This window comes from Variovorax sp. 01N425 (assembly GCF_056399465.1).
This window is the reverse complement of record NZ_JBFTRJ010000014.1, coordinates 158,150-180,980: the sequence shown is the minus strand read 5'-3', so window position 1 is coordinate 180,980 and position 22,831 is coordinate 158,150. Positions and strand designations below refer to the sequence as shown.

The following is a 22,831-nucleotide window of genomic DNA, read 5'->3' as shown; positions in this document are numbered from 1 at the left end:
TCATCGAAACGCATGACCACTCTTTCCGACTCTCCCCTAGCCATCGACGTGATCGACGCCACGGTGCCGCTGGTGCCCGGCCACGCCACCCGCCTGCTGCGCCAGCAGCGTGACAAGGTCGTGGCGGCCACGCAGGGCAGCTACGACGCGATGTTCTCGCCATCGGTCGAAGGCCTTTCGGTGGCCGAGCGCCTGCTGGTCGCGCTGCATGCATGCAGCGTCTCGAAGGCCGCGACGCTCGCCGCGCACTACCGAGAGCAACTGCTGGCCGAGGGCGTGGACCGCGAGCTGATCGCGGCCGTGGGCAGCGGTGCCCCGGTGGCCGATGCGCGGCTGCGCACGGTGCTGGCCTTCACCGCGAGCCTGATCGAGCGGCCCATCGAGGGCGACAAGGCCGCGGTGCAGTCGCTGGCCGACGCCGGGCTCTCGACGCCCGCCATCGTCGCGCTGGGCCAGCTGATCGCCTTTCTCTCCTACCAGGTCCGCGTGGTCGCGGGGCTGCAGGCGCTGGCTGCTGCGGAGGTTGCAGCATGAGCACGAGCAATACGAACGCGCCGATCCGCATCAAGGGCTTCACCAACGAGGTGCTGAGCTGGAAGCCCTGGCTCGACCCGGTCGACGTTGCCTCGGCCACGCCGGCCCAGCTGGCCGCGCTCGACGAGATGAGCCCGCAGGCCCGCACCTCGCCGTACTTCCTGCTGCTCGCGCATCAGCCGGAGATGCTGCTGCAGCGCTCCATCGCCTTCAACGCGATCATGTTCGCGCCGGGCGGCATGCCGCGCGCGGAGCGCGAGCTGGGCGCCACGGTGGAGTCGCGCGTCAACGGCTGCGTGTACTGCGCCTCGGTGCATGCGCAGCGCTTCGAGCAGCTGGCCAAGCGCAGCGATGTGATCACGCAGGTGTTCGAGGAGCCGGCTTCCGCGGGCACCACGCCGCGCGAGAAGGCCATCGTCGAATTCTCGGTCCGGCTCGGCGCCGAGCCCGGCAAGGTGTCGGCCGACGATGTGCGAACGCTCAAGGCGGTGGGGCTCGCCGAACTCGAGATCCTCGACCTGATTCATTCGGTGGCGCTCTTCGCCTGGGCCAACCGGCTGATGCTCAACCTGGGCGAGCCGGTCTTTCCGGCTGCGGCGGCCGCCGCGTCATAGGCGGGCGAGCAGCCCGGCGACGGTCTCGCGGGCCAGGCCGAGCGGCGCCAGCAGGTCGTTCTGCTGCCGGTAGTCGATGCCGTTGACCAGCGAGGCGGCATCGACGATGGTGCGCGTCGCGGGTGTCGCCACGCCGGCGATGGCACCGAGCGCTTCGACGAAGGCCAGGCCGTAAGGCATGTCTTCGCTCAGGTAGCGCGTGTCGGTGCGCACGGGGCCGGGCGGTCCGCCGCGCTTCGCATGCAGCTCGGCCGCGATGTCCTCGAGCCGGGCCGATTCCGTGCCGAAGGAGCGCGCGAAATGCTCCTCGATCGGACCGAGCACGATGCCGAAGGCGCCGGCCACGGCGCGCCGCTCCCGGTCCAGCGCCTCGATCGCGCGGGCCACGCCGGGGGTCATGCAGTGGTACTGCGGCCAGTTCTCGGCATGCTCGATGCGGGTCCAGTTGAAGACGGCCAGCGGGCCGTGGGACTGCGGGTTGACGTTCGCGAGCGCGCTGGCGAGCGTGTTCTCCTGCGCGAAGAAGCCGCCGCCGAACAGCGCCGTGCACAGTTCGACGGCCTGCTCGATCTCCGAGTTGGGCAGCGCGGAGACCCCGACCGCCTGCCGCCGCGTCATCACCCGGACCTGCGTGGCGGATTCGCGGCGCGCGGTCAGCACCGTCGTGCCGAAGCTCGCGACCATCACCCGCTTGCCTGCGCGCCGTGCGCCTTCGTGCAGATAGAGCGACGACAGCGAGGCCATCGAGCTGACGATCACGGTCTGCCCGTCGCGCAGGAAGGGCAGCAGCGCGTCCATCACCTGTCGGTGGCCATTGACCGGCAGGGCGATCAGCAGCACGTCCGACGCCTGGCAAAGCTGCGCCGCATCGCCGGCCACCTCGACCGCCACGCGGCAGGGCTGCACGCCGGCGGCTTCGAGCGGCTGCGTGCGCAGGGCCTCGGCACCCTGGCCGCCCGGCGACCAGAGCATCACGCCGTGGCCCGCCTGGCGCAGCCACGCCGCGCTCGCCAGGGCGATCGCACCGGTGCCTGCGATGCCGACCCGCAGGCGCCCTGCCGCAGCCTCAGTCAATCTTGATCCCGCCCTGCTTGATGACCTTCGCCCAGCGCTGGCTGTCCTCGGCAATCACCTTGCCCAGCGCCGCGCCGCCGCCGCAGGTGTTCACCGCGCCCAGCTGCGCGAAGCGTTGTTTGGTCTCGGGCAGGTTGCACACCTCGACCAGCGCCGCCGAGAGCTTCTCGATGCTGGCCGCCGGCATGCGCGCGGGCGCCATCACGCCCACCCACACCGGCACGTCCATGCCCGCGAGGCCCGCCGCCTCCGCGACCGTCGGCGGCGTGCCGAGGCTGGGCAGGGCCGCGCGCGAAAAGGTGCCCAGCACGCGGGCCTTGCCGCTCGCGACCATCGGCTCGATGGAGGCAGCGCTGGTCACGATCAGCGCCACCTGGCCGCCCAGCAGGTCGGTCAGCGCCGGCGCCGCGCCGCGGTAGGGCACGTGCAGCAGGTTCACGCCGCTCGCCTGCGCCAGCAGCGCGCCCGTCAGGTGCGAGACGGTGCCGTTTCCGGTGGAGGCGTAGGTCAGCTGCCCGGGCTTCGCCTTGGCATCGCGCAGCAGCTCGGCCAGGGTCTTGTAGGGGCTTTCGGTGCGCACGGCCACGGTCATCGGCGTGTCGCCGACCAGGGCCACGGGCGCCAGGTCGTGCACCGGGTCATAGGGAAGCTTGGACTGCAGGTGGGGCGCGATGGTGATGGCGCCGCCGGTGGCCAGCAGCACGGTGGCGCCATCGGTCGCCTTGGCCACCGCATCGGCCGCCACGATGCCGCCCGCGCCCGCCTTGTTGTCGACGATCACGCTGCCGCCGAGCTTGTCGCTGAGCTTGGCGCCCAGGTAGCGGGCGATCACGTCCTGCGCCCCGCCGGCGGCGAAGGGCACCACGATGCGCAGCGGCTTGTCGCCGTTCGGCTGCGCATGCAGCGGCACCGCGGCCAGGCTGGCAGCGGCCGCGAGGCCCAGGGCGAGGTGTTTCAGGAGCAGTTTCATGGCGTTTTCCGTCTGCGTCAGGTGGCAGGAAGTCATGCATTTTTCGCGAAACACCGCGGAACCGGCTTTGCCGGGCCGCTGGTGTTGCCCCCGGCAGGGGGTTGGCGCAGCGACACGAAGTGCGCGAAGACTGGGGGCGAGTCTAGTCCGGCGCGATAATCCGTCCTCCCCGGCCACCCCGCGCCGGGTCTTGCCGAACCGCCATGAACCCCAGCTACAAACCCAGCGACGTCGAGTCCGCTGCCCAGGCGCAATGGAGCGCCGCCGATGCCTACCGCGTCACCGAAGACGCGAGCCGTAAAAAGTACTACGCCTGCTCGATGCTGCCGTACCCCAGCGGCAAGCTGCACATGGGCCACGTGCGCAACTACACCATCAACGACATGCTCACGCGCTACCTGCGCATGAGCGGCTACAACGTGCTGATGCCCATGGGTTGGGACGCCTTCGGCCTGCCGGCCGAGAACGCGGCGCTGAAGAACGGCGTGCCGCCGGCCAAGTGGACCTACGAGAACATCGACTACATGCGCGGCCAGCTCCAGGCCATGGGCCTGGCGATCGACTGGAGCCGCGAGATCGCCACCTGCGATCCCAGCTACTACAAGTGGAACCAGTGGCTGTTCCTCAAGATGCTCGAAAAGGGCATTGCCTACCGCAAGACGCAGGTCGTCAACTGGGACCCGGTTGACCAGACCGTGCTGGCCAACGAGCAGGTGATCGACGGCAAGGGCTGGCGCACCGGCGCCACGGTCGAGCGCCGCGAGATTCCGGGCTACTACCTGAAGATCAGCGACTACGCCGAAGAGCTGCTCGAGCACACGCAGCACAAGCTGCCGGGCTGGCCCGAGCGCGTCAAGCTGATGCAGGAGAACTGGATCGGCAAGAGCGAGGGCGTGCGCTTCGCCTTCACGCACGACATCCAGGACGCGAGCGGCCAGCTGATCCAGGACGGCCGCATGTACGTGTTCACCACGCGCGCCGACACCATCATGGGCGTCACCTTCTGCGCCGTGGCGCCCGAGCATCCGCTGGCCGCGCACGCCGCCACGCTCGACCCCAAGGTCGCGGCCTTCATCGAGGAATGCAAGAGCGGCGGCACCACCGAGGCCGAGCTCGCCACGCAGGAAAAGAAGGGCGTGCCCACGGGCCTGACCGTCAAGCACCCGATCACCGAGGAGCAGGTGCCGGTGTGGGTGGGCAACTACGTGCTCATCAACTACGGCGACGGCGCCGTGATGGGCGTGCCCGCGCACGACGAGCGCGACTTCGCCTTCGCCAACAAGTACGGCATCGAGATCATCCAGGTGGTGCTGGTCGACGACGAGCCGCACTTCGACTATCACAAGTGGCAGGACTGGTATGGCGACAAGCAGCGCGGCGTCACCATCAACTCCGACAACTTCAGCGGCATGACCCACAAGGAGGCCGTGGCCGCCGTGGCGCATGCGCTCGCCCAGAAGGGCCTGGGCGAGATGCAGACCACCTGGCGCTTGCGCGACTGGGGCGTGAGCCGCCAGCGCTACTGGGGCACGCCGATCCCGATCATCCATTGCGACGAGCATGGCGCGGTGCCGGTCCCCGAGAAGGACCTGCCCGTGGTGCTGCCCACCGACTGCGTGCCCGACGGTTCGGGCAACCCGCTCGCCAAGCACGAAGGCTTCCATGCCGGCGTGGTGTGCCCGGTCTGCGGCAAGCCCGCGCGGCGCGAGACCGACACCATGGACACCTTCGTCGACAGCTCGTGGTACTTCATGCGCTACTGCGACCCGAAGAACGACCAGGCCATGGTCGCCGAGGGCGCCGACTACTGGATGCCGATGGACCAGTACATCGGCGGCATCGAGCATGCGATCCTTCACCTGCTGTACGCGCGCTTCTGGACCAAGGTGATGCGCGACCTGGGCCTGGTGAAGGTCGACGAGCCCTTCAGCAAGCTGCTCACGCAGGGCATGGTGCTCAACCACATCTACTACCACCGCGACGAGAAGGGCGGCAAGAACTACCACCCGCCGCTGGAGGTCACGCCCACGCTCGATGCGCAGGGCCGCATCGTCGGCGGCACCACCGCGGACGGCACCAAGGTCGAATACGGCGGCGTCGGCAAGATGGGCAAGAGCGAACGCAACGGCGTCGACCCGCAGGACCTGATCGAGAAGTACGGCGCCGACACCGCGCGCCTGTACACCATGTTCACCGCACCGCCCGAGGCCACGCTCGAGTGGAACGACGCGGCCGTCGAAGGCAGCTACCGGTTCCTGCGCCGGGTCTGGAACTTCGGCGTGGCGCAGGCCGACATGGCCCCGGTGGCGTTCGGCGGCCAGGCCTTCGGCAAGGCCGCCCAGGGGCTGCGGCGCGAAGTGCACACCGTGCTGCGCCAGGTCGACTACGACTACCAGCGCATGCAATACAACACCGTGGTCTCAGGCGCGATGAAGCTCCTGAATGCGCTCGAAGGCTTCAAGCCCGACGGCAGCGCCGGCGATGCCGCCGCGCTGCGCGAAGGCCTGGGCATCCTGCTGCGCTGCCTGTATCCGGCCACGCCGCACATCGCCCACCAGCTCTGGCAGCATCTGGGCTACGACAAGGAGCTGGGCGACCTGCTCGATGCGCCCTGGCCCGTGGTGGACGTGGCCGCGCTGGAGCAGGACGAGATCGAGCTCATGCTGCAGGTCAACGGCAAGCTGCGCGGCGCGCTGCGCGTGCCGGCCGGCGCCTCCAAGGCCGAGATCGAAGCGCTCGCGCTCTCGTGCGACGACTTCGTCAAGTTCGCCGAAGGCGCGCCGGCCAAGCGCGTCATCGTGGTTCCCGGCCGGCTGGTCAACGTGGTCATCTGAACGAAACGAACGATAGAAGCATGAACAATCGCAACGCCCCGCTGCCGCGCCGCGGCTTTCTCCTGGGCCTGGCTGTGGCGGGCGCGAGCCTCGCGCTGGCCGGCTGCGGGTTCGAACTGCGCAAGGCGCCGGTGTTCGCGTTCAAGACGCTGTCGCTGTCGGGCAATTCGGAACTGATCAACCGGCTGCGGCGCGAGATGCGCGCCGCGGGCACCGTCACGCTGGTGCCGCCCGATCAGACCCAGAGCGCCGACGCGATCCTCGAGATCCTCGGCGAGAACCGCGACCGCATCGTGATCTCGACCAATTCGGCCGGCCTGCTGCGCGAGCTGCAGCTGCAATTGCGCGTTCGCTTCAGCCTGCGCACGCCGGGCGGCAAGATGCTGCTTGCGCCCACCGAGGTGTCGCAGACGCGCGACCTGAGCTTCAACGAAACCAACGCGCTCGCCAAGGAAGGCGAAGCCGAGCTGCTGTACCGCGACATGCAGGCCGACATCGCGCAGCAGCTGATGCGCCGCCTCGCGGCCGTCAAGGAACTCTAGGCGGATGCAACTTGCCAGTGCCCAGCTGGGCTCCCATCTGCAGAAGGGGCTGAAGCCCCTCTACACGATCCATGGCGACGAGCCGCTGCTCGCGCAGGAGGCGGCGGATGCCATCCGCGCCGCGGCGCGCGTGGCGGGCTATACGGAGCGCAGTTCGTACACCGTGGCCGGCGCGCACTTCGATTGGAGCGCGGTGCTCGCGGCGGGCGGTTCGCTCTCGCTGTTCGCCGACAAGCAGATCGTCGAGATCCGCATTCCCTCGGGCAAGCCCGGCAAGGACGGCAGCACCGCGCTGCAGCAGCTGGCCGAGGCGGCGCAGGGCAACGACAGCACGCTCACGCTGGTGATGCTGCCGCGGCTGGACAAGGCCACGCGCACCGGTGCCTGGTTCTCGGCGCTCGAGAACAACGGCGTGAGCCTGCAGGTCGACCCGATCGAGCGCAACGCGCTGCCGCAGTGGATCGCGCAGCGCCTGGGCCTGCAGGGCCAGCGCGTGATGCCCGGCGACGAAGGCCAGCGCACGCTGCAGTTCTTTGCCGACCGCGTGGAGGGCAACCTGCTGGCCGCCCACCAGGAGATCCAGAAGCTCGCCCTGCTGCACCCGGCCGGCGAGCTGAGCTGGGAGCAGGTCGAGGGCGCGGTCAACAACGTGGCGCGCTACGACGTCTTCAAGCTCTCCGAGGCCGTGCTGGCCGGCAACCCGCAGCGCGTGGCGCGCATGCTCGACGGCCTGCAGGCCGAAGGCGAGGCCGAGGTATTGGTGCACTACACGATCGCTGAGGACATCCGCGCGCTCAAGCGCGTGAAGGACGCCATGGCCGCGGGCCGGCCGCTGCCCATGGCGCTGCGCGAGAACCGCATCTGGGGCCCGCGCGAGCGCGCCTTCGAGCGCGTGCTGCCGCGGCTGGACGACCGCATGCTGGCCCGCCTGCTGCGCGCGGCCCATGTGGTGGACGGCATCTGCAAGGGGCTCAAGCAGCCCGACTGGCCGGCCGGCGGCTGGCAGGCGCTGCAGCGCCTGGCGCTGATGCTGTGCCGCGCCTGCAGCACCGCTCCCGCTCCCTCTCCCTCCGGGAGAGGGTTGGGGTGAGGGCCGGCGGCCTTCATCGCATCGCGCGTTTTCGGGTGCCGCGGCCCTCACCCTAGCCCTCTCCCGGAGGGAGAGGGGACAACCCGGCAAATGGGCGAAGCCTGGGGTTGATCCAAATGCAGGAAAATGCCCGCATGAACGCGTTCAACGTCAGCGAGCACATGCAGACCCTCGGCCTGCAGGCAAAAACCGCCGCATTCCTCATGGCCCGAGCGGATGCAGCTACCAAAAACAGAGCATTGAAGGCCCTGGCCAAGCGCCTGCGCGAAGCCGGCCCGGGGCTGGCCGAGGCCAACCAGAAGGACCTGGCGCGCGCCACGGCCGCCGGCCTGTCGGCGCCGATGGTCGACCGCCTCAAGCTCACGCCCAAGGTCATCGAGACCGTGGCGCTGGGCTGCGAGCAGCTCGCCGGCATGGCCGACGTGATCGGCGAGATCATCGGCATGAAGCAGCAGCCCAGCGGCATCCGCGTGGGCCAGATGCGCGTGCCGATCGGCGTCTTCGGCATGATCTACGAGAGCCGCCCCAACGTGACCATCGAGGCCGCGAGCCTGGCCATCAAGAGCGGCAACGCCGCCATCCTGCGCGGCGGCTCGGAAGCGATCGAGTCGAACAAGGCGCTGGCGCTGCTGGTGTCCGGCGCGCTGGCCGAGGCCGGCCTGCCGGTCGAGGCGGTGCAGCTGGTGCAGACCACCGACCGCGAGGCCGTGGGCCAGCTCATCGCGATGCCCGAGTTCGTCGACGTGATCATCCCGCGCGGCGGCAAGGGCCTGATCGAGCGCATCAGCCGCGATGCCAAGGTGCCGGTCATCAAGCACCTGGACGGCAACTGCCACGTCTATGTGGACGACACGGCCGAGTTCGAGATGGCGCTGCGCATCGTCGACAACGCCAAGACGCAGAAATACAGCCCCTGCAACGCGGCCGAAGGCCTGCTGGTGTCGGCCGCGGTGGCCGAAGACTTCCTGCCCCGGATCGCCGCCATCTTCGCGGCCAAGGGCGTTGAGATGCGCTGCGACCCGGTGGCGGCCCGCATCCTGCGCGCCGACGAGGCATTGGCCGGTGCCGGCGCAAGAATCGTCGACGCGGCCGAGTCCGACTGGTCCGAGGAATACCTTGCCGCGGTGATCAGCATCAAGGTGGTCCAAGGGGTCGACGAGGCCATTGCGCACATCAACCGCTACTCGAGCCACCACACCGACGCGATCGTCACGCGCGACCACGTGCATGCGCAGCGTTTCCTGCGCGAGGTCGATTCGGCCAGCGTCATGGTCAATGCGAGCACACGCTTCGCGGACGGTTTCGAGTTTGGCCTGGGGGCGGAAATCGGCATCAGCACCGACAAGTTCCATGCGCGCGGGCCGGTCGGCATCGAAGGGCTGACCTCGCTCAAATACGTGGTGCTCGGGCAGGGCGAAGTGCGCAGCTGATGCACCGGAAGCGGGCGGACTGAACCAAGTCCGCTCTACGTAGTCTTGTCATTGGGGCGGCCATCCCCAAATCCTACAATTCCGCTCTACCTTTCAAGTACAAATCCAACAAGGCCGCCGCATGGTTCCGCATCTCGTCACCGCCCTGACCGGCCCGATCAACGAACTGGAACAGCGCGTCCTCGACTCCACGCCCGCCATCGAGCGCTGGTTCCGGCTCGAATGGATGGAGCACACGCCGCCGTTCTACAGCGCGGTCGACATCCGCAACGCGGGCTTCAAGCTGGCGCCGGTCGACACCAACCTCTTCCCCGGCGGCTGGAACAATCTCACCAAGGAGATGCTGCCGCTGGCGGTGCAGGCCGCGCAGGCCGCCATCGAGAAGATCTGCCCGGAAGCGCGCAACCTGCTGGTCATTCCCGAGAACCACTCGAAGAACACCTTCTACCTCGCCAACGTTGCCCAGCTGGTGCGGATCTTCCACATGGCGGGACTGAACGTGCGCGTGGGCTCGATCGATCCGGCCATCAAGTCGCCCAAGAAGATCGAGCTGCCCAACGGCGAGACCGTGTGCCTGGAGCCCGTGGTGCGCAGCAAGCGCCGCCTCGGGCTCAAGAACTTCGATCCCTGCACCATCCTGCTCAACAACGAGCTGACGGCCGGCACGCCGGGCATCCTGGAAGACCTGCACGAGCAGTACCTGCTGCCGCCGCTGCACGCGGGCTGGTCGGTGCGGCGCAAGAGCAACCACCTGCACAGCTACGAAGAGCTGTCCAAGCGCTTCGGCAAGCTGCTGGGCATCGACCCCTGGCTGATCAACCCGATCTATGCGCGCGCCGACGGCGTCGATTTTTCCGAAGGCCGCGGCATCGACGTGCTGACCAGCCACGTGGACGCGGTGCTGACCAAGGTGCGCCGCAAGTACAAGGAATACGGCATCAATGAGAAGCCTTTCGTCGTCGTCAAGGGCCATGTCGGCGGCGACGGCCCGGGCGTGGTCACCGTGCGCGACGCGAAGGAAGTCGAGGGCCTGGTCGGCAAGCCGCGCAGCGCTCCGGCAGGCAAGGCGGGCGCGGCCGCCAGGGAGCTGCGCGAGCCCGGCGAGGTGATCGTGCAGGAAGGCGTGCTGACCAACGAGCGCGTGCACAACGGCGTGGCCGAGCCGGTGGTCTACATGATGGACCGCTACGTGGTGGGCGGCTTCTACCGCGTGCATGCCGAGCGTGCGCCCGACGAGAACCTCAAGCTCCCGGGCGCGAGCTTCGTGCCGCTGGCGTTCTCCGAAAGCGCGCACCTGCCGCAGCCCGGCGCCAAGCCCGGCGCGAGCGCCCCGAACCGCTTCTACATGTATGGCGTGGTGGGCCGCCTGGCCATGGTGGCTGCGAGCTACGAGATGGAAGCCACCGATCCGGACGCCGAAATCTACGAATGATTTTCCGGGGCGGCTTGCGCGGGCCCCGGTCGGCGGCAAAATAGCGGCCCCACAGCAAAGGAAACAAAAGGGCGGAGGGGTGCGCGCGGCGGCTGGAAATTCCACCGCGGCAGCATCTCGGTGCGTGTGACGTCTGGTTACGCGCGGGCAGCCTCCCTTTTTCCCATCGACTTCGTGTCACCTCCCAAATCCACTTCCGCCGCCGCCTTGATCATCGGCGCCATCGGTGTCGTCTATGGCGACATCGGCACCAGCGTGCTGTATGCAGTCAAGGAAGTGTTCGGCCACGGCCACCTGCCGTTCACTGTCGAAAACGTCTACGGCATCCTGTCGATGTTCTTCTGGACGCTCACCGTCATCGTGTCGATCAAGTACGTGGTGCTGGTGCTGCGCGCCGACAACGAAGGCGAGGGCGGCCTGGTCGCCATGCTGGCGCTGGCCTCGCGCGCGGTGGCCGACAAGCCCAGGCTGCGCCACGTGCTGCTGCTGGTGGGCATCTTCGGCACCTCGCTCTTCTATGGCGACGGCGTCATCACGCCGGCCATCTCGGTGCTTTCGGCGGTCGAAGGCCTCGAAGTGGTGTCGCCCCACTTCAAGCACTATGTGCTGCCGGTCACGCTGGTGGTGCTGTTCGGCCTCTTCGTGGTGCAAAAGCGCGGCACGGCGGGCATCGGCAAGTTCTTCGGGCCCATCACGCTCGCGTGGTTCCTGGCCATTGCGGTGCTCGGCGTGTCGCAGATCCTGCACCACCCTGAAATCCTCAAGTCGCTGAACCCCTGGTTCGCGCTGAAGTTCATGTGGGACAACCCGGGCACCAGCTTCATCCTGCTGGGCGCCACGGTGCTGTGCGTGACGGGCGCCGAGGCGCTCTACGCCGACCTGGGCCACTTCGGCAAGCGGCCGATCCGCGTGGCCTGGTTCACGGTCGTGATGCCGGCGCTCACGCTCAACTACTTCGGCCAGGGCGCGCTGCTGCTGGCGAACCCCGAGGCCGTGAAGAACCCCTTCTTCATGATGGCGCCCGAATGGGCGCTCGTTCCGCTGGTGCTGCTGGCCACGGCGGCCACCGTCATCGCGTCGCAGGCGCTCATCACGGGTGCCTTCAGCGTCACGCGCCAGGTCATCCAGCTGGGCTACCTGCCGCGCCTGAACATCGAGCACACGAGCGTGCGTACGGCGGGGCAGATCTACATTCCGCTGGTCAACTGGGGGCTGTTCGTGGCCATCGTGCTGGCGGTGGTCATGTTCCGCTCGTCGAGCAGCCTGGCCGCGGCCTATGGCATCGCCGTGACCACCGACATGCTGATCACCACGATCCTGACCTTCTTCGTGATCCGCTACGCCTGGAAGCTGCCGCTGGCGCTGTGCATTGCATCGACCGCGATGTTCTTCGTGGTCGACTTCCTGTTCTTCGCCTCGAACCTGCTCAAGCTGTTCGAGGGCGGCTGGTTCCCGCTGGTGATCGGCGGCGCCGTGTTCACGCTGATGATCACCTGGAAGGAAGGCCGCCGGCTGATGGGCGAGGTGCAGCGCGCCGACGCCATCGAGCTGAAGGCCTTTCTCGATTCGGTGTTCGAGAGCCCGCCCGCGCGCGTGGACGGCACCGCGGTGTTCCTCACCGCCGAACCCGGCGTGGTGCCCAATGCGCTGCTGCACAACCTCAAGCACAACAAGGTGCTGCACGAGCAGAACATGTTCGTGACCGTGCGCAACCACGAAGTGCCCTGGATACCGATGGACAAGCGCATCGAGATCGAGGCGCTCGGCCACCATTGCTGGCAGGTCACCGTGCACTACGGCTTCAAGAACGACATCGACCTGCCGCGCGCGCTCGACAACGCGCGCATGCGCGGCTGCCAGCTCGAGCCGATGACGACGAGCTACTTCCTCTCGCGCGACGTCGTCATTCCCACGCTGGGCAGCGGCATGGCGCCGTGGCGCGAGAAGCTGTTCGCGCAGATGCACCACAACGCGAGCGGCGCCGCCGCATTCCTGGGGCTGCCGAACAACGCGGTGGTCGAGCTGGGCTCGAAGATCGAGATCTGATGATGATGGCGACGGGCCCTGCCGCGGCAGGCCGCCCGCCGCCGCTCAGCCCAGTCCCAGCATCTGGCCCAGGCTGCGCCCGGAAGCGGGCCGGTCGAGCGCGATGTTCTTCTCGAGCACCAGGAGGTGCGCTTCCATCAGGCGCACGGCCTCGTCCGCATCGCCGCGCGCAATGGCATCGACCACGTCCGCATGCTCGCCGTGTTCGCACGATGCATTGCCGGGCGGCTCGTAGAGCGCCACGATCAGCGAGCAGCGCGACATGAGCTCGCTCAGGTAGCGCTCCAGGATCGGGTTGCGCGCGAGCTTCGCCACGCGCAGGTGAAAGGTGCTGGCCAGGCGCGCCCACTCGGGCTGCGCATAGCGGTGCATCGCCGCATGCTCCTGCTTCAGGTGGCGCCGCAGCTCGGCGACTTCGGCGCGCGTGGCATTGCGCACCGCCATGCGCACCAGCGCGGCCTCGAGCGCGCGGCGCGCCTCGAAGATCTGCCGCGTCTCCTCGGGCGAGGGCATGGCGACGATGGCGCCGCGGTTCGGCCGCAGTTCCACGATGTGGTCGTGCGCGAGCCGCTGCAGCACCTTGCGCACCAGCGCGCGGCTCACGCCGAACAGTTCGCACAGCGATGCCTCCGGCAGCTTGGTGCCGGGCGCGAGGCGCTGGCTGGCCACGCCTTCGAAGACCGAGCGGAAGATGCGTTCCTCGATGTCGCCGTTGCCCTCGTTCTTTGCCGCGGCGCCGCCGGTGGGCGGCAGCTTGCGCCGGGTGGATCGCGGCGCGGTGGCGGGCTTGGGCGGCGGCGAAGAAGAACGGGGCATGGCGCAGTCGATGGGGGAACCTGCCCATTATCGAGCGCGTGCGGCGCGTGCCGGGGCTTATGCAAAGTCCGCGGGCCGGTCCGCCGCAAGCTGCTGCATGTGCGATGCGATCGCCCCGGGCGTGGTGAACCAGATGTCGCCGCGGTCGCGCGCGCGCGCCAGGTGCGCGAGCGCGGTGCGCAGGTGGCGCAGCCGGTAGGGCTGGCCCACGATGTAGGGATGCAGCGCGAGCCCCATCACCAGCGGCTGCGCGCGCGACTGCTCGCGCATCTCGTCGAAGTTGTCGACCACCATCGCGCTGAAATCCCTGGCGTCCATGAGTCGGCCCACGATCATCGGAATGTCGTTGAGCTCCTGCGGATACGGCACCGACCAGATCGAGCCACCGCCGCGCGTGCGCATGCGCACCGGCTGGTCGTCGTGGCACCAGTTGAGCGTGTAGCCGTAGCCGGTCTCGGCCAGCAGGTCGGGCGTGACGGCGCTTTCCGAGATCCATGGCGACAGCCATCCGGCCGGCGCCTGGCCGCTTTCGCGCTGCATGCGCTCGCGGCAGCCTGAGAGCAGCGCGCGTTCGTGCGCCTCGTCCCATGCGCCCTGCCGCTCCGCATTGCTGTGGCCGTGGCCGATCAGCTCGTCGCCGCGCGCCACACAGGCCTGGACCAGTTCCGGGCAGTGGTCGTAGAGAGCGGTGTTGACGAGCGCGCCCGCCGGCAGCGCCAGCGCATCGAACAGCTCGAGGCAGCGCCAGGCGCCCACGCGGTTGCCGTATTCGCGCCAGCCGTGGTTCAGCACGTCGGGCTGCGGCGAGGCCGGGCCGATGCAGGCGCCCAGCCCGTCGCCGAACGCGAAATGCTCGATGTTGAAGCCGATGTACACGGCCAGCCGCGCGCCGTTCGGCCAGGCGTAGTCGGGCCGCCGCGTGATCGCGCTGTAGCCGAAGCGGCCGTGCGTGGGAAGCCGCTCGGGCCAGCGTGCGGTCATGCGCGCGGCCTCACAGCACCGCCAGCCCGGCGCGCACCAGCAGCCATTCGGCGCTGTCGTTCCACACGTCCATGCGGCTGATGAGGCCGTGGCGCACCACGTAGCGGTCGACATAGCGGTTGCCTTCGAAGGCGGTGCCGTCGGGCCAGGCGCCGTACAGCGTGCCGAGGCTGTAGACCACGGTTTCCTCGGCCGTGCCGCCGGCCACCACTTCGGTGCGCTCGATCTTCTTCTTCACCCAGGCGTAGCGCTTCGCATTGAAGGCCGAGGTGTCGCCGGGTGCCTGCATCTCGCGGTTGCCGGTGAAGCGGATGCGGATGTCGGGCGCGGTGAAGCGCGACGCCGATTGCGGGTCGGGAATCATCACGAGGCGAAGGAATTCGTCGACCACCTCGGCGGGCGTGGAAGGACGCGGAGATGGGGGTGCATCGGGCGAAGCAGGCGTGTTCATGGGTTCTCCAGCGTGGGGGCCATGGCGGTGCATGGCGGAAAGCACGGCAGTGCTGCAGCAATTCTCATGCCGATTGTCGACGTAACTTGAAGGGAATTGTCGACAATCCATGAGCGCGCCGCCGGCACTGGAGGCTGGGCGAAGCCGCGGCGTCCCCGGCACAATCGCCCGATGCGTTTTTTCAAGGATCTGAGCCTCTCGGCCTTCACTGCGGGCTTCGTCGCGGTGCTCGTGGGCTTCACGAGCTCGGTGGCCATCGTGTTCCAGGCCGCGCAGGCCTTCGGCGCCACGCCCGAGCTTGCGGCCTCGTGGATGTGGGCGCTGGGCATCGGCATGGGCCTGCCGTCCATCGTGCTGTCGCTGTGGTGGCGCAAGCCGGTGATGATCGCCTGGAGCACGCCGGGCGCCGCAGTGCTCGCCGTGGCGGCCGGCAGCTATGGCATGGGCGAGGCGGTCGGCGCCTTCATCGCCTGCGCGGTGCTGGTCGTGCTGGCGGGCGCCACGGGATGGTTCGAGCGCGTGATGAACCGGATCCCGATGGCCATTGCCGCCGCGCTGCTGGCCGGGGTGCTCGCGCGCTTCGGGCTCGACGCCTTCATCGCCGCGAGAACCGCGCTGCCGCTGGTGCTGCTGATGCTCGGCACCTACCTGGTGGCCAGGCGCCTGCTGCCGCGCTATGCGGTGCCGCTCACGCTGCTGGCGGCCGTTGCCTTTGCGGCCGCGCGCGGCGAGATGAGCGTGTCCGCGGTGCAGTTCTCGCTCACCTGGCCGGTGTTCACCATGCCGGTGTTCGGCTGGCAGGCCATCGTGAGCCTGGCGCTGCCGCTCTTCATCGTCACCATGGCCTCGCAGAACCTGCCGGGCGTGGCGACCATCCGCGCCGCAGGCTACGGCGACCTGCCGATCAGCAAGATCATCACGGCAACCGGCCTCGCCACGCTGGTGCTTGCGCCCTTCGGTGCCTTTGCCCTGAACCTGGGCGCGATCACCGCCGCCATCTGCATGGGCCGCGAGGCGCACGAAGACCCGGCGCGCCGCTACACGGCCGCGGTGAGCTGCGGCGCGCTCTACGTGGTGATCGCCTTCTTCGGCGCAGCGGTCACCGGGCTGCTCACGGCCTTTCCGAAGGAACTGGTCGCCGCCATTGCCGGCCTGGCGCTGCTGGGCACCATCGGCAGCGGGCTGGCCGCCGCGGTGCGCGACGAGCCGCACCGCGAGGCCGCGGTCATCACCTTCCTGGTGACGCTCTCGGGCGTGGCCATCGCGGGCATCGGCTCGGCCTTCTGGGGCGTGGTGGCGGGCGCGCTCGCACTCGCGGTGCAGCAGGCCGGGCGCACAAAGGCCTCCGCCGGCAAGGGCATCGCCGCTTCCGGCAACATCGCGCCAGACAGCAGCAACATGGCGGCCACACCCGGCGCCGGAAAGACTCCCAGATGAAAAACATCCTCTTCGTCGCCGATCCGCTCGATCACTTCAAGATCTACAAGGACACCACCTTCTCGATGATGCGCGAGGCCCAGCGCCGCGGGTACCGCATCGCGGCCTGCCTGCCGGAAGAGCTGCAGTGGGTGTCGGGCGGGCTGGTCACGGCCAACGTGCAGCAGATCACGCTCACCGGCGACAGCAAGGCCTGGTACCGTAAGGACATCCGCGAGTCGAAGGCGCTGAAGGACTTCGACGCGGTGCTCATGCGCAAGGACCCGCCCTTCGACGCCGAGTACATCTACGCCACCCACCTGCTCGAGCAGGCCGAACGCGAAGGCGCGCACGTGGTCAACAAGCCGCGCGCACTGCGCGACCATCCCGAGAAGCTCGCGATCATGGAGTTTCCGCAGTTCACCACGCCCACGCTGGTCACGCGCAGCGCGCAGGCCGTGCGCGACTTCCATGCCGAGCACGGCGACATCATCCTGAAGCCGCTCGACGGCATGGGCGGCATGGGCATCTTCCGCGTGAGGCAGGACGCGCTGAACCTCGGCTCCATCGTCGAGACGCTCAACAAGAACGGCGCCGAGACCATCATGGTGCAGCGCTTCGTGCCCGATATCGTGCAGGGCGACAAGCGCATCCTGATCATTGCGGGCGAGCCGGCGCCCTTCGTGCTGGCGCGCATTCCGCAGGGCACCGAAGTGCGCGGCAACCTGGCGGCCGGCGGCAAGGGTGTGGCGCAGCCGCTCACGCCGCGCAACCGAGAGATCGCCGAAACCGTGGGACGCGCCCTTGCACCGCGCGGCCTGCTCCTGATCGGGCTCGACGTGATCGGCGACTGCGTGACCGAGATCAACGTGACCAGCCCGACCTGCTTCCAGGAGATCACCGAGCAGACCGGCTTCGACGTGCCGGCAATGTTCATCGACGCGCTGGAGAAAACCCTGCGCCCTGCCTGAGCGCCGGGGCCGCGCCGGCCGGTTCGCGCTGGCGCCGGTCCTGCAGCCGCCGCGAGCGCAGCTTGCGCGCCCAGATCACGATGCCCGTGATCGACAGCATCGCTACCGCAAGGCCCATGGCCGACATCAGGATGCGCCCCGGCAGCCCGAGGATGCGCCCGCCATGCAGCGGCAGCTGCAGCTGCGCGAACACGTCGGCCGCCGTGCCGTGCCACGGCCGGTTGCTGCCGATCAGGTGGCCGTCGCGCCCGTCGAGGTAGAGGTTCGACAGGCCCATGCCGTCGCTGTCGTCGTGCGAGGCGCGGTCGAAGAACGAGATGTTGTAGAAGCCGCCGCGCGCGTTGTAGAACACGCCGCCCAGCGGCGTGGTCCAGCCGCGCCGCCGCGCCTCGGCATCGGCCCGCGACACGATCTCTCGAAAGCCGATGGCGGGCTCGATGCGCGTGCCCAGCGGCGCGAGCGGCACCAGCGCCGACGGTCCCGGCGTGGTTTTCGACACCAGCGAGAGCATCGGGTGGAACACCTCCTTGTAGAGGTTCAGCGAGAACGAGGTGAAGGCGATCACGATGATCAGCAGCCACATCCACAGCCCGCCCGCGCGGTGCAGGTCGAAGTTGAGCCGGTAGCCGCCGGCCGCCCAGCGCACCGTCCAGGCCGGCTTCCAGCGCTGCCACCAGGCGCCCGCGGGCCGGTGCGCCGGATGCACTGCCTGGCGCAGCCGGCGCGGCGTCGTGAGGTAGAGCGCGACGAAGCTGTCGAGCAGCCACACCAGCGCCACCGTGCCCATGATCCAGTAGCCCAGCCGGTCGGTGCCCCACATCGCCGGCACGTGCAGCATGTAGTGCAGCTTGCGCAGGAAGGGCATCAGCGTCTCGGGCTTGAGCGAGATCGCGGTCGAGTCGCGGCGGCCGCGCACCTCGGCCGTCACCGGGTCGACGAACACCTGGTTGTAGCCGAGCCTGAAGGGCTTGCCGGTGGCCGGGTCGGTGCGCGGCTGCACGAAGTAGCCGGCGGCGTGGCCTTCCTCGAAACCCAGCGGGAGGTAGGCGACCCGCGCGCGCGGATCGTGCGCCTCGACCGCGGCGGCGAGCTCGAACGGATCCTTGAAGGGGCCGCGGCTCGCGGTGTCGTAGAGCTTGCGGTTGAGCCAGCCGTCGATCTCGTGGTCCCACGAGATGACGGCGCCGGTCAGCCCCGAGACGACGAGGAACAGGGCCACCGCCAGTCCCGCCCAGCGGTGCACGGCGGTTGCAAGGGCGCGCATCAGAACTCGAGCGTGGCCGAGAGGTTGAACGTGCGCGGCGCGCCGAGCACCAGGTAGCCGGAGCCGGGATAGCCGCCGACCGAGGACCAGTAGTTGCGGTCGGCCAGGTTCTCGATGCGCGCGCGCAGGGTGAGCAGCTTGCCGCTCACTTCGGTCACGTAGCGCGCGCCGATGTCCACGCGGGTCCAGCCCGGCACGCGCAGCGTGTTGGCGGCATTGGCGTAGCTCGATCCGCTCGCCACCACGCGGCCGTCGAGCGAGAGGCCCTGCACGCCCGGCACATCCCATTCGACGCCGATGCTGCCCTGCGCCTTGGGCACGCCGATCACGCGCTTGCCGTCGGTGGTGCTGCTGCCCGTGTCCTTCTGCTTGGCGTCCAGCCAGGTCACGCCGCCCAGCAGCCGCAGGCCCTTGCTGACCTGGCCGAAGACGCTGAGCTCGGCGCCCTGGTGGCGGTCCTTGCCGTTCGCGGAGAAGTAGTTGCCCTGCACGAAGGCGCGCGGCTTCTCGGTGGAGAAGAAGGCCAGCGTGCCGCCGACCTGGCCGGCGTCGTACTTGATGCCGACCTCCTTCTGCTTGGAGACGTAGGGGCGCAGCTGCTGGCCGGCATTGAGCACCGGCTGGCCGCCGGACTGGGCGGGCGCGGTTTCGCCCTGCGCCAGCCCTTCGATGTAGTTCGCATAGACCGACAGCCGGTCGTTGGCTTTGAACACGATGCCCGCCAGCGGGCTGGTGCGGCTCTGGTCGTACGAGGTGACGGTGCCGCCGGCGGCGGTCTGCTGGCCGTTGCTCACGATGCGGTAGCCGATGTCGGCGGTCTCGATCGTCTGGCGGCGCGCGCCCAGCGTCAGGCGCAGGCGGTCGTCCATGAAGGACAGCGTGTCGCCGATGGCCAGGCTCTTGAGCGTGGTGGTGCCGTTGAGCGCGGGGTTGGCGAGGTCGTTGCCCAGGTAGGTCAGCGCCGGCGGGAAATAGCTGCGCGGAGAGTAGATGCCGGTGTTGAGCGTGCCGCCGGCGCCCAGGCCCATGCCGTAGGCGTTCTTCTTCTCGAGGTCGAAGTAGGAATAGCCGAGCACCCATTCATGGCCCACGCTGCTGGTGCGCAGCTTGCCGCGGACGCCGATCTCGGCCGTCTTGACCTTGTCCTCGCGCGTGTTGTCGAAGCGGGTCATCGTGGCCGCGCCCGTGAGGCCGTTGGAGACCGTCGGGCCCGCGAGGGAATTGTTCTCGTAGCTGCTGCGCGCGCCGGCGGCGGCCCAGGCCGTGATGTCCGGCGTGATGTCGTACTCGCCGCGCACCGAGCCGAAGGTGTCGCGCTCGTAGGAATAGGTCCAGGGCTGCGCGAAGTTCGTGCTGTTGCCGGGCGCCCTGGGCACCACCGTGACGCCGCTGCCGAGCGTCACGTTGGGCCGCGTGTTGCGCAGGCGATGCTCCTGGTGGCCGATGTCGGCCGAGATGCGCGCATCGCGGCTGCGCCAGTCCAGGCCCACCGAGAGCACGTCGAGCTTGACGCCTTCGCCGTCCACGCCCGTGCCGCCGTCGCGGTGCGCGGCGTTCAGGCGCACGCCCACGCTCTGGTCGGGGCCGAAGCGGCGCGCGATGTCGGTTGCGGCATAGGCCTGCGAGCCGCTGGCCGTGCCCAGCGTGACCTGCGTGAGCGGCTCGTTCGGCGCGCGCTTGGGCAGCAGGTTGATGTTGCCGCCGATGCCGCCGCCCGAGGGCGTGGCGCCGTTCAGGAATGCGCTCGCGCCGCGGAACACTTCCACCCGCTCGAACAGTTCGGACGAGATGTACTGCCGCGGCAGCAGGCCGTAGAGCCCGTTGTAGGCGATGTCGTCCGAGTTGACGATGAAGCCGCGGATGAAGTACGACTCCTGGAAGTTGCCGAAGCCGCGCGCCACGCGCACGGTCGGGTCGTTCTGCAGCACGTCGGCCACGCTCCTGGCCTGCTGGTTCTGGATCAGCTCGTGGGTGTAGCTGGTGCCGGAGAACGGCGTGCTCATCATGTCCTGGTTGCCCAGGATGCCGACGCGCCCGCCGCGCGCCACCTGGCCGCCGGCGTAGGGCTTGGTCAGGCCCTCGGCCGAGGCGTCGGCGCTGGCTTCGACGGTGATGGTGGCCAGCGTGCCGTTCGATGAAGACGGCGAGGGCGAGGCGGCCGGCTGCGCCGCGGTGGTCTGTGCAAGGGCGGCCACGGCGTGCAGGGCGAGCAGCGAGGCGGCCACGGTCGGGCGAAGCCGGGGAAACGGAGCAGCGGACATGGAACGGTTCAATCTGTAATACAAATGAGAACCGTTATTATTCGATAACAAAGCCCATGATTTCGAAACTTTCCCGCGATGTTGCGGAAAAGTGTCAGGGGAAAGTCGTCAATCGAAGCCCTGCTGGACAGGACCGCTTCAGAACGGCGCCAGCTGTCCGTCCACGAACACGTGCAGCTCGCCGGGCGCGAAGGCCGTCCAGCTTTCGTTGGTGGTGAGCGGCGCGGTCACGACCACCGCCACGCGGTCGTTCGGCGTGGTGTGCTGCGCAAAGTCGATCTCCAGGTCTTCGTCCGACAGCTGCGCCGTGACGAAGGGGTGGCGCCGCTCCACGTACCAGAGGTGGGTGGAGGCGTGGGCCCAGAGCGCCTGGCCGTTCGACAGCATGAAGTTGAAGGTGCCGTGGCCCGCGAGCTGCGGCGCCAGTTCGCGCAGCGTGAGCGTGAGCTCCTCGATGCTCGGCACGCCCGCATGCGACTTGGCCAGCTCCTGCATGATCCAGCAGAAGGCGTGCTCGCTGTCGGTGTTGCCCACCGGGTGGAAGTTGCCGTGCAGCCGCGGGCGGAAATCCTTCAGGTCGCCGTTGTGGGCGAACACCCAGTAGCGGCCCCACAGCTCGCGCACGAAGGGGTGGCAGTTCTGCAGGTTGACGGCGCCCTGCGTGGCCTTGCGGATGTGCGCAATGACGTTGCGGCTCTGGATCGGGTAGCGCCGGATCAGCTCGGCCACCGGCGACTCGCTCGCGGGCATGTGGTCGACGAAGTGGCGCAGCCCGCGGTCCTCGAAGAAGGCGATGCCCCAGCCGTCGGCATGGTGGTCGGTGCGCCCGCCGCGCTGCGCGAAGCCCGTAAAGCTGAAGGTCACGTCCGTGGGCGTGTTGCAGTTCATTCCAAGCAGTTGGCACATGGCGCTATTAGAGCGCGAGCGCCGCCTGCCCGGCGAACCCCATCGCCGGTTCAGCGCACGAAGCGGCCTTCGGGCGTGACGCGCACCATCTCGATGAAACGCGAGCCGGCATTGGCGCCGGTCGAGAAGTCGATGTCCATGCCGGCCAGTCGCAGCCTGAACGCCCGCAGCGTTGCATGCAGGCGCGCGCGCGTCAGGTCGCGGCCGGTGCGCTTGAGCGCCTCGATCATCACCAGCGCGTTCAGGTAGCCCTCGAAGCTGCCGTAGCCCACCGGCACCTGCGCGCGCTCGGCCAGCCGGCGGTAGTCGCGCGTGACGGATTCCACCTCGCCCCAGGGGTAGGGCATGACCTGCGAGATGGCCAGGCCGCTGGCCTGCAGCTGCACCACCTTGGCCGTGACCTCACCCGGCACGATCGACATGCCATAGAACATCGGCTTGCTGCCGGCCGCATAGGTCGCCTTGATCACCTCGCCGGCCACGGTGCCGGCCAGGTACATCAGCACGGCCTGGGACTGGCTGTCGGCCAGCATCTTGCCGGCGGCCGCGGAGGTCGAGCCGTCGCCCTTCACCGACACCACCAGGGCGGGTGCCTGCTTGTTCGTGGCCATGGCCGCCTCGATCAGCTTCACCGCCTCCACGCCGCCGGGATTGTCCAGGTGGGCGATCGCGATCTTGTTCACGCCGATGGTCGACAGGTGCTCGACCAGCGCCTGCGCTTCGCGTGCATTGCTGGCGCGCACGAAGTAGGCCGAGCCCGCCACGCGTTCGCGCGCACTGTCGCCCACGCCGTAGCCGCCGACGCTGGGCGCGCCGCTTTGCTGCAGCAGCTTGGCCGCGGCGGCCGTGGTGCCCGAGCCCACACAGCCGAAGAACGCGAACACGCGGTGGTCGTTCAGCAGCTTGGCGTAGTTCTCGACCGCCTTCTCGGGCTTGAGCTCGTCGTCCAGCGCCACCAGCTTGATCTTGCGTCCGCCCACGCCACCCTGCTCATTGATGGCGTCGAAGGCCAGCGCGGCGCCGTTGTGCACCACCTTGATCTGCGAGCCGAGCGGGCCGCTCAGCACGGCCGAGCTGCCGAGCACGATCTCGGTGTCGGTCACCCCGGATTCGGCCGCTTGCGCGGACGAGAGATGGGCCAGGCCCGCTGCGAAAACCGCCGTTCCGGCGACAAAACTTCTGCGTTGCATGAAACCCAT

Annotated in this window: 19 protein-coding genes; 10 read left to right on the top strand and 9 right to left on the bottom strand. The window is 68.9% G+C overall.

Annotated features, from left to right (window positions below; all coding sequences use genetic code 11):
* Positions 1–12 precede the first annotated feature (12 nt).
* Entirely contained in the window at positions 13–534 is a 522-nt protein-coding gene (locus tag AC1DSC_RS24290) for a CMD domain-containing protein (protein WP_436034952.1), read from the top strand.
* Positions 531–1,148: a peroxidase-related enzyme gene (locus tag AC1DSC_RS24285; protein WP_436034953.1), complete on the top strand. Its 618-nt coding sequence runs from the start codon at positions 531–533 to the stop codon at positions 1,146–1,148. The genes AC1DSC_RS24290 and AC1DSC_RS24285 overlap by 4 nt, the downstream gene beginning before the upstream one ends.
* Here the strand turns inward: AC1DSC_RS24285 and AC1DSC_RS24280 are convergent.
* Both AC1DSC_RS24280 and AC1DSC_RS24275 read right to left on the bottom strand, forming a co-directional pair.
* Entirely contained in the window at positions 1,143–2,222 is a 1,080-nt protein-coding gene (locus tag AC1DSC_RS24280; RefSeq protein WP_436034954.1) for an NAD/NADP octopine/nopaline dehydrogenase family protein, read from the bottom strand. The two genes, AC1DSC_RS24285 and AC1DSC_RS24280, sit on opposite strands and share 6 nt — an antisense overlap.
* Positions 2,215–3,192, bottom strand: a complete 978-nt coding sequence (locus AC1DSC_RS24275; protein ID WP_436034955.1) for a Bug family tripartite tricarboxylate transporter substrate binding protein — start codon at positions 3,190–3,192, stop codon at positions 2,215–2,217. The genes AC1DSC_RS24280 and AC1DSC_RS24275 overlap by 8 nt, the downstream gene beginning before the upstream one ends.
* Positions 3,193–3,395: 203 nt before the next feature.
* Here AC1DSC_RS24275 and leuS point away from each other — a divergent pair, with 203 nt between their 5' ends.
* The 6 genes from leuS (at position 3,396) to AC1DSC_RS24245 (ending at position 12,566) form a co-directional block, all read left to right on the top strand.
* Positions 3,396–6,026: a leucine--tRNA ligase gene (gene leuS, locus AC1DSC_RS24270; protein WP_436034956.1), complete on the top strand. Its 2,631-nt coding sequence runs from the start codon at positions 3,396–3,398 to the stop codon at positions 6,024–6,026.
* Between the two features lie 20 nt (positions 6,027–6,046).
* Positions 6,047–6,568, top strand: coding sequence for an LPS-assembly lipoprotein LptE (locus tag AC1DSC_RS24265; protein WP_436034957.1), 522 nt, complete (start codon positions 6,047–6,049; stop codon positions 6,566–6,568).
* 4 nt (positions 6,569–6,572) lie between these two features.
* Positions 6,573–7,658 carry a DNA polymerase III subunit delta gene (gene holA / locus AC1DSC_RS24260; RefSeq protein WP_436034958.1) on the top strand — a complete coding sequence of 362 codons (1,086 nt, stop codon included), beginning with the start codon at positions 6,573–6,575 and terminating at the stop codon, positions 7,656–7,658.
* Between the two features lie 134 nt (positions 7,659–7,792).
* Positions 7,793–9,088, top strand: coding sequence for a glutamate-5-semialdehyde dehydrogenase (locus tag AC1DSC_RS24255; protein ID WP_418146624.1), 1,296 nt, complete (start codon positions 7,793–7,795; stop codon positions 9,086–9,088).
* Between the two features lie 121 nt (positions 9,089–9,209).
* Complete coding sequence (gene gshA / locus AC1DSC_RS24250; protein WP_012745589.1) at positions 9,210–10,520, top strand: glutamate--cysteine ligase; 1,311 nt, start codon at positions 9,210–9,212, stop codon at positions 10,518–10,520.
* 174 nt (positions 10,521–10,694) lie between these two features.
* On the top strand, positions 10,695–12,566 hold the full coding sequence (locus AC1DSC_RS24245) for a potassium transporter Kup (protein WP_026283919.1): 1,872 nt from the start codon (positions 10,695–10,697) through the stop codon (positions 12,564–12,566).
* A 45-nt stretch (positions 12,567–12,611) separates the two neighbouring features.
* Here the strand turns inward: AC1DSC_RS24245 and AC1DSC_RS24240 are convergent, their stop codons facing one another.
* Genes AC1DSC_RS24240 through AC1DSC_RS24230 form a run of 3 tightly spaced genes read right to left on the bottom strand, consistent with a single transcriptional unit; the run spans position 12,612 to position 14,814 of the window.
* Positions 12,612–13,382 carry a GntR family transcriptional regulator gene (locus AC1DSC_RS24240; protein ID WP_278877475.1) on the bottom strand — a complete coding sequence of 257 codons (771 nt, stop codon included), beginning with the start codon at positions 13,380–13,382 and terminating at the stop codon, positions 12,612–12,614.
* A 57-nt stretch (positions 13,383–13,439) separates the two neighbouring features.
* A complete protein-coding gene (locus AC1DSC_RS24235; RefSeq protein WP_436287173.1) occupies positions 13,440–14,363 on the bottom strand; it encodes a polysaccharide deacetylase family protein in 924 nt (307 codons plus the stop codon).
* Between the two features lie 10 nt (positions 14,364–14,373).
* A complete protein-coding gene (locus AC1DSC_RS24230) occupies positions 14,374–14,814 on the bottom strand; it encodes a nuclear transport factor 2 family protein (RefSeq protein ID WP_436034960.1) in 441 nt (146 codons plus the stop codon).
* A 171-nt stretch (positions 14,815–14,985) separates the two neighbouring features.
* Here AC1DSC_RS24230 and AC1DSC_RS24225 point away from each other — a divergent pair, with 171 nt between their 5' ends.
* Together AC1DSC_RS24225 and gshB are read left to right on the top strand one after the other, a co-directional pair.
* Positions 14,986–16,251 (top strand): benzoate/H(+) symporter BenE family transporter, encoded by a 1,266-nt coding sequence (locus AC1DSC_RS24225; RefSeq protein ID WP_018903990.1) that lies wholly within the window; start codon positions 14,986–14,988, stop codon positions 16,249–16,251.
* A complete protein-coding gene (gene gshB / locus AC1DSC_RS24220) occupies positions 16,248–17,201 on the top strand; it encodes a glutathione synthase (protein ID WP_436034961.1) in 954 nt (317 codons plus the stop codon). Before AC1DSC_RS24225 ends, gshB begins: the two co-directional genes overlap by 4 nt.
* Here the strand turns inward: gshB and AC1DSC_RS24215 are convergent.
* The 4 genes from AC1DSC_RS24215 to AC1DSC_RS24200 form a co-directional block, all read right to left on the bottom strand.
* A complete protein-coding gene (locus AC1DSC_RS24215) occupies positions 17,164–18,465 on the bottom strand; it encodes a PepSY-associated TM helix domain-containing protein (RefSeq protein ID WP_436034962.1) in 1,302 nt (433 codons plus the stop codon). The genes gshB and AC1DSC_RS24215 overlap by 38 nt on opposite strands.
* Positions 18,465–20,726, bottom strand: a complete 2,262-nt coding sequence (locus tag AC1DSC_RS24210) for a TonB-dependent receptor (protein WP_436034963.1) — start codon at positions 20,724–20,726, stop codon at positions 18,465–18,467. Before AC1DSC_RS24210 ends, AC1DSC_RS24215 begins: the two co-directional genes overlap by 1 nt.
* Positions 20,727–20,864: 138 nt before the next feature.
* Positions 20,865–21,632 carry a class II glutamine amidotransferase gene (locus tag AC1DSC_RS24205; protein WP_012745598.1) on the bottom strand — a complete coding sequence of 256 codons (768 nt, stop codon included), beginning with the start codon at positions 21,630–21,632 and terminating at the stop codon, positions 20,865–20,867.
* 50 nt (positions 21,633–21,682) lie between these two features.
* Positions 21,683–22,822, bottom strand: a complete 1,140-nt coding sequence (locus tag AC1DSC_RS24200) for an ABC transporter substrate-binding protein (RefSeq protein ID WP_012745599.1) — start codon at positions 22,820–22,822, stop codon at positions 21,683–21,685.
* Positions 22,823–22,831: the final 9 nt, after the last annotated feature.